We start from the raw sequence: 6,476 nt of genomic DNA, 5'->3' as shown, positions 1-6,476 counted from the left end.
CGACCAAGGAGACCAACGAGACGAGAGCGCAAAGGGCTGCCTCTCTCAAACTCGCTGCCACTATCAGGGGCAGCGACCCGCTCGACAGGAAGCCGCCCACGCTTCGTGAATACTCGAAGGATTTCCTTCAATGGTGAAAACGGGACGTCTCGATGCCGACAGCCGCCGCTATTACCGAAACGGCTTGAACCCAATTAGGATTGGTTCTGAAACAAGCTTTCGAGTGCACTGATGCCGGATCAATTTGCCGGAGCCTTCGAGAATTCCTTCAGGATCGGCCAGGAACGCAAGACTCTTCTGCTGTCGCTTGTAATCATTCGCCGCTTGGCGAATTATTTCCCGCTTGCCATCACCGTGCGGATGGGCTCGTTGTCGGCGTAGACGCGCCACTCGGCGATCAAGCCGTCCTCGACGAGCGCGCGAATTGCGACCTGTGTCTGCCAGCGGTTTTCAGGGTGCAATTTTCCGTCGCGGGAATAGGTGCCGGTGGCCATCCCGAGCATGACTACAACAGGTTCGCCTGGGTAAATCTCCTCAATGGCAACTGAGTAGTCGGGAACCATGCGGAAGTAGGCGGCCCATCCCTCGCGCATTTTTTCGCGGCCCTCGATCACTCTGCCGAGCGAGTCAATGAAACGATGCGTGCGGGACATCAGCGCTGCCAGCCTGTCCGCGTCCTGCCGGTTGATGGCGCGAACGAACGCCTGCGCAACGGACTCGGCCGAATTTCCGATTGATTCCATCAGGTTCCTCTGAAAGACATTCTAGAGCTTGCCTGGGGGATCGGTGGGTGGGTCGGTTGGAAGTGCCTAAAGGCCTCAGGGGTTAAACCCCTTTGAGTATTGCCAGCCGTTTTCGGCGCGACTGAAGGTCGCGCCCTGATACAAACTGCAATATCTGTGCGTCAGGAGTTCTGCTTCAGGTCCTTGGATACCCACCAGAGGACTTCGCCGAAGATCTTCCAGCGGGTGGCGTTGCTGACATCGAGCGGGAGGTACTTGGGGTTGGCGGAGACGAGCAAGTCTGATCCGGCGAGGCGCTGCAGGCGCGCCACTTTGAAGCCGAGGTCGCGATGGCCGACGACAACGAGCTTTTGATTGAGATGGCTGCGGTCGGTGGCGGCCGTATCGACGAAGAGAATGGAGCCGGAGGAAATGGTGGGATACATCGAGTCGCCTGCAACGTGCATGCTGATCATGTTCTCAGGATGCGGGCACCAGGAAAGTGGAGCGAGGAGCACGTCTTCGACATTGGCCTGGGAGAGGCGCACGTTCTCATGCGGCGGGATGCGATCGCCAAAGGCAGTCACATTCATGAGTGGAATCGCTACAGCGTTGCCTCTGCCTGCGAGGTGTTGCGAAACCTTTTTACTGGTGATGAGGTTGAAGTCATCGAGGGTGGCCTGGATCGAGGATATGGTTTGGCGAAGACCGGGATCGGGCAGTTCGGAGGTATCGATACCTGCGCGCTCCCAGAAATAGGTGCCGTCGGGTCTCCCTGCCAGATTGCCGAGCGCGACGTATGTCTCAGCGGTGGGCTCATTTTTTCCAGCGAGCCAGCGGGAGACGGTTGCGGGGGACACGCCGAGGCGCTGGGCCAGTCCCGCCTGGGTCAATGCGCGTTGTTTCAGCAGTCGCCGGATACGGTCGGACCATTCTCGGGTTGTCAGCTCAAGGTTGGCCATCTCGGTTGGTTTCTGCACGCTCGGCAGCCAATTTCAGCAGTGCAATTGCTCTAATGAAATGAGCGATTTATCGTGCTCGAGGTATACTAGCAGCCTTTCTGACGCATCGTAAGTGAGTATGGGGAGCAGGTTTACACAACGGGAGTCCACGATAGGGGTTAGCGAAAAAGTCGCGGACAAGGGACTCAGCGGCCAGGGGGATCTGGGGGGCCCAGAGGGAAAGGGTGAAACCTCGCCGCCTCATTCTGACTCAATTGGATCGGTTTCGTCCAACGGGGAGCAGGCGTCATCGACCCCGGAACCGCTTGGCGCTCAAAGCAAGACATGCCTTAAGGGCGGACGGCGGATTCTGATCGTTGACGACGAAGCGAATATCGCAGATACGCTCGCGCTTATTTTCAAAATTCGACACTATGACGTACGCGTGGCGTATTCGGCCGAGAGCGCCATTGAAGTGATTGCAAAGTGGCGACCCGAGTTGGCGATACTGGATGTGATATTGCCTGCGATGAACGGGATCGACCTGGCCATCGCAATCAAGGCAAATTATTCAGCATGCCACGTGATGCTTTTCTCAGGTCACGCAAACACCGGAATGCTGCTGGAGGAGGCGGGCAAAAAGGGGCACCAGTTTGAGGTTATGGCCAAGCCCGTGTATCCGGATGTAATGCTGGAGCGCGCATCTGAACTGCTCACCACGCCGGATGAGCCATCGTACGACTGACCTGAATTCAAAATTCTCTAACTGCAGTTGATTCTGCGGAGTCGCAGGTGCGGTGTGTACGATGCGCAGCGATCACCAGTCTCGACGGTGACAGCTGAGTCGGGCGGCCCGTTTCTGACGACATGGGCAAGAATAACGGAGGCGCGCACACCTATGCTGCAGGAAATGCGGGTCTGGAAGCGCGCGCCCTAAACTACAGGCCGACGGCCTGAAAAGAGCTGGATCGCCAGTACGATGAGCGCGAGCACAAGCAGGATGTGGATGTAGGCACCCAGGGCATGAAAGCCGACCCAGCCGAGAAGCCACAACACCAGAAGAATTACAAAGATTGTCCAAAGCATTTCTTCACTCCGATTTAAATAAGCAACCCGTTGGCGAGTGGGATGTGTCGCGCTGCCGCGCGGGTTGCACGCGAGAACACGCGACTGAGGCGAAGGGAAAAAGTGGTTTTCGCACATCGCAAATCGTGATCTGCGGTGTGTTTTGTTGTTTTGGGGATTGGCAGGCTCAGGACCGAGCGTCGCGGATTGCCTTTGCAGTGAGACGCTGTTTGAGTTTGCCCATCTCGGCCCAGGGATCTGTGTTCAGGCGTCTCTTCCACGAATCGAAATCGGTTACGTGGAAGGCGGGGCGGATCTTGGCGCCGAGCTCTTTCCAATTGAGAGGCAAGGCGACGGGTGCGCCAGAGCGAGCGCGGGTTGAGTAAGGGGCGACTGCAGTTGATCCACGATCGTTGCGGAGATAGTCGAGGTAGATGCGGTTCTTCCTGAGGGCCTTGGTCATCTTGGTGACGTAGAGGCCGGGATTCTTCTTTTCGATTCCGAGGACCACGTCGTGCGCGAATTCCTTGATCACCGGCCACTCATTTTCGGCGCGAATCGGAACGACGACGTGAAGGCCCTTGCCGCCAGTTGTTTTCACGAACGATTTGAGATTGAGATTCTCGAGGCGGGATCGGAGTTCGATTGCAGTCGCCGCCAGCGTTTTCCACTCAATTGCTTCGTCGGGGTCGAGGTCGAAAATGATGCGGTCGGGCTTTTCGAGAGATTCGTTTTTCGATCCCCATGGATGGATTTCAAGCACGCCCATCTGCGCCAACCCGACGAGGCCGTCAGGTGAGTTGAGGGTCACATATTGTTCGGTTGGTCCACCCTTTTTGTCGGGAACCGGAACGCTGCGAATGCCGGGCGGAAGACCCATGCCGATGTGTTTCTGGAAGAAGCAGGGCTTGCCGATTCCTTCAGGACAGCGGACGATGCTGAGCGGTCGGTCGGCGACGTGGGGCAGCATGTGGTCGGCGACGGCGAGGTTGTAATTCGCGAGCATGAGCTTGGTCATCCCGGATTCCGGATCGAGGATTTTCTCGGGATGCGTGAGCGGAAGGCTGGTCTTCGATGCGCTCGCCGTTTTGCTCGCGAATGCGGTCACGGTTTTGCTCGTGGTGTCTGCTCTGCGGCCTGACTTTGATTCCGACGCAGATTTTGCTGGTTGTGGGTTGGACGAATTTGTTGATTCGAGCGGCTCGGCGCTTTCGCGGAGGACTTCCTTTGCCGGTTTGTCTTCGCGGAGTCCCTTGAATGCGGCCTGGCGAACGAGATTGTCGCGCGTCCAGTTGGAGAAGGAGATTTGGCCGACCAGATTGGGTTTGACCCAGTGCACTCCGCGCGAGACTCCTTTGGGCAGATCGACGAAAGGGGTTTTGGGTTGAACGAGCTTGTTGAGTTGTGTGTGGAGAGTGTGCTGCGTCTTCTGCGTGAATCCGGTTCCTGAGCGGCCGGCATAGTGCAGCTTGCCTTTGTCGTAGTAACCGATGAGCAGGGCACCTATACCGGTGCTGCCGTTTGATGGGTCAGTGAATCCGCCAATGACGAATTCTTGCTCCTGGAAGCATTTTGATTTGATCCATGCACTGTCGCGAGTGGAGACATACGGCGCGGAGGCGAGTTTGGAGACGATGCCTTCGGCTCCCAGGGAGCAGGCCTTGGAGAAGATGTCTTTGCCATCTCCTTTGAAGTGCTCGCTGTAGCGGATGGGCGATTCTTTGTCGAGCGGGGCGAGTAGCTTTTCGAGGAGATCTTTGCGCTCGGACAAGGGAAGGTTGCGAAGGTTGTGTCCGTCGAGGTGAAGCAGATCGAAGGCGAAGTAATTGAGATGAACCTTGGCACTCTCCTGGAATGCGGCTTGCAAATCGGCGAAGCTGGTTGCACCTTTCTCGTCGAGTGCGACGGTTTCTCCGTCGAGGACGGCGCTGTCGCAGGGAAGTTCCTCGGCTGCGCGCGCGAGGTCGGGCATGCGATGCGTCCAGTCAAGGCCTTTGCGGGTAAGGAGCGAGACACGCTTTTTGTGGGAGCCGTCGCGGGGACGGATCTGGATCTGGATTCTGTAGCCGTCGAGCTTTAGTTCGTGCACCCAGTCTCCACTGGACGGCGGAGCGGTGGAGGCTTTCGCCAGTTGCGGGGGAATGAAGCTGGGGAATTTTTCCTTGGGGACGGATTTGAGCGCAGCGGCGAAAGAAGGCTTGCTCTTCGTCTTCTTTCGTGGAGCGGTGGGGTTTGTCGCTTCGGGTTGCTGGTCAGGCGCGCGATTGCTGTGCCAGACGCGGTCGCTGTCTTTGCCGATCTGATCGATGGTGCGACTGGTGACGGCACTGTCGGGGTAGCGGTCGGTGATGTTGGGCTGGTCTTCAGTTCGTGCGAATTCGTCGCGGTCTTTGATGAGGAGCCAATTGGGTTTGCCGGGACGCGCGTCGTGGGTGTTCATGCGAACGAGCGCCCAGCGACCTTTCATCTTCTGGCCCTTGAGGTCGAACTTGAGATGGCCTTCGGCAAGGGCGCGATCCACGTCCTCATAGACCGGTTCCCATTCGCCGAAGTCCCACAGCATTACGGATCCACCGCCGTACTGGCCCTTGGGAATGGTGCCTTCGAAGTTGCCGTACTCGATGGGGTGGTCTTCGACCTGAACGGCGAGGCGTTTGTCGGCGGGTAGGTCGCTCGGTCCCTTGGCGATGGCCCAGCTTTTGAGTACGCCGTTCCACGCGAGGCGGAAGTCGTAGTGCAGACGCGTGGCCGCGTGTTTCTGAACCACAAAGGGTAGAGGACCGTGTTTGTGCGAGGCCGACTGAACGGCGTCCTTGCTTCCGCGAGGCTCGGCGGTGACGTTAAAGTCCCGCATTTCGCGATAGCGCGCCAGCTGGTCTTCCAGAGTCTTTGCCGGATCTTTTTGGCGGGAGGCGGTCTTTGCCATACGTTACGCGGCCTTATGCGATCGTTTACCGGATTTCACCAGTGTAGGGCCTTTCTTTGAGTTTCGCGATGAAGAACGTGTTTGGGGATGATCTTCTTTTGTCCGCGGGCGATCCTCTTTCCGGCTCACGCTGCGTTTCAAGGCGTCCATGAGATTGATGACCTTGGCGCGCGGTTTGTCCTCGGAGACGGGCAGGGGCTTGTCTTTGCGCTTGGCTTCGATGAGTTCGCGGATGGCTGCTTCGTAGTCGTCTTTGAAGTCTTCAAGGCGGAAGGCGGCGGACTGGGCGCGGATCAAGTCATTGGCGAGAGCCAACTGTTTCTTGTCGATCGCGTGCTCATGAATATTGCCGAAGTAGGTTTTGGCATCGCGCAATTCTTCGGCGTAACGCAGGGTGTAGGCCATGAGGCCGCGGGAATTCCGGCCGGGCGCTGGTGCGATTGCGACCAGGTGCTCGCGGCCGCTAAAGGCGACTTCTCCAATGGCAACTTTGTTTTCCTGCTGCATGGCTGCGCGAACAACGGCGTAGGCATCGAGGGAGCCCTTGGGATCGGGGACGACGAAATAGGGTTTCTCAAAGAGATACGGGGGCAACTCACTGGAATCGACGAACTGCGCGACGTTGATTGCGCTTTGGGTTTCCAGGCGAAGCTTCTTTACCTCGTCCGGCTCGACGATCACATATTTGCCCTTGCTGTACTCGTAGCCTTTGACGATTTCGGAGTTGTCGACGGGCTGGTCACCATTGATCACGTTCAAATGATGAACACGTTGGAGGGTTTTGCGATCGATCTGGTGGAAAGAAACCTCAGATGTCGAACT

At 57.6% G+C, this 6,476-nt stretch carries 6 protein-coding genes; 1 reads left to right on the top strand and 5 read right to left on the bottom strand.

Annotated features, from left to right (window positions below; genetic code table 11):
* Positions 1–332: 332 nt before the first annotated feature.
* A complete protein-coding gene (locus tag WA354_RS02415; protein ID WP_472811418.1) occupies positions 333–743 on the bottom strand; it encodes a nuclear transport factor 2 family protein in 411 nt (136 codons plus the stop codon).
* Between the two features lie 161 nt (positions 744–904).
* Positions 905–1,702: a LexA family transcriptional regulator gene (locus WA354_RS02410; protein ID WP_472811417.1), complete on the bottom strand. Its 798-nt coding sequence runs from the start codon at positions 1,700–1,702 to the stop codon at positions 905–907.
* Between the two features lie 100 nt (positions 1,703–1,802).
* Here WA354_RS02410 and WA354_RS02405 point away from each other — a divergent pair, with 100 nt between their 5' ends.
* On the top strand, positions 1,803–2,408 hold the full coding sequence (locus WA354_RS02405) for a response regulator (RefSeq protein WP_472811416.1): 606 nt from the start codon (positions 1,803–1,805) through the stop codon (positions 2,406–2,408).
* A 188-nt stretch (positions 2,409–2,596) separates the two neighbouring features.
* Here WA354_RS02405 and WA354_RS02400 read toward each other — a convergent pair whose 3' ends face one another.
* The 3 genes from WA354_RS02400 to ku all read right to left on the bottom strand — a co-directional run.
* The gene (locus WA354_RS02400; protein WP_472811415.1) at positions 2,597–2,749 is read right to left on the bottom strand and encodes a lmo0937 family membrane protein; all 153 of its coding nucleotides are present in this window, start codon (positions 2,747–2,749) and stop codon (positions 2,597–2,599) included.
* A 166-nt stretch (positions 2,750–2,915) separates the two neighbouring features.
* The gene (ligD, locus tag WA354_RS02395) at positions 2,916–5,654 is read right to left on the bottom strand and encodes a DNA ligase D (RefSeq protein ID WP_472811414.1); all 2,739 of its coding nucleotides are present in this window, start codon (positions 5,652–5,654) and stop codon (positions 2,916–2,918) included.
* A 3-nt stretch (positions 5,655–5,657) separates the two neighbouring features.
* The coding region (ku, locus tag WA354_RS02390; RefSeq protein WP_472811413.1) for a non-homologous end joining protein Ku at positions 5,658–6,476 on the bottom strand (819 nt) is incomplete at its 5' end.

This window comes from Occallatibacter sp. (assembly GCF_049802275.1).
Lineage (GTDB): Bacteria > Acidobacteriota > Terriglobia > Terriglobales > Acidobacteriaceae > Telmatobacter.
The sequence above is the reverse complement of the archived record's forward strand: the minus strand, read 5'-3'. Positions and strand labels throughout refer to the sequence as shown.

Bases quoted from the DNA above. Each gene is read 5' to 3' on its own strand.
- WA354_RS02415 (WP_472811418.1), bottom strand. From the start codon at position 743: ATGGAATCAATCGGAAATTCGGCCGAGTCCGTTGCGCAGGCGTTCGTT.
- WA354_RS02405 (WP_472811416.1), top strand. From the start codon at position 1,803: ATGGGGAGCAGGTTTACACAACGGGAGTCCACGATAGGGGTTAGCGAA.
- WA354_RS02400 (WP_472811415.1), bottom strand. From the start codon at position 2,749: ATGCTTTGGACAATCTTTGTAATTCTTCTGGTGTTGTGGCTTCTCGGC.
- ligD (WP_472811414.1), bottom strand. From the start codon at position 5,654: ATGGCAAAGACCGCCTCCCGCCAAAAAGATCCGGCAAAGACTCTGGAA.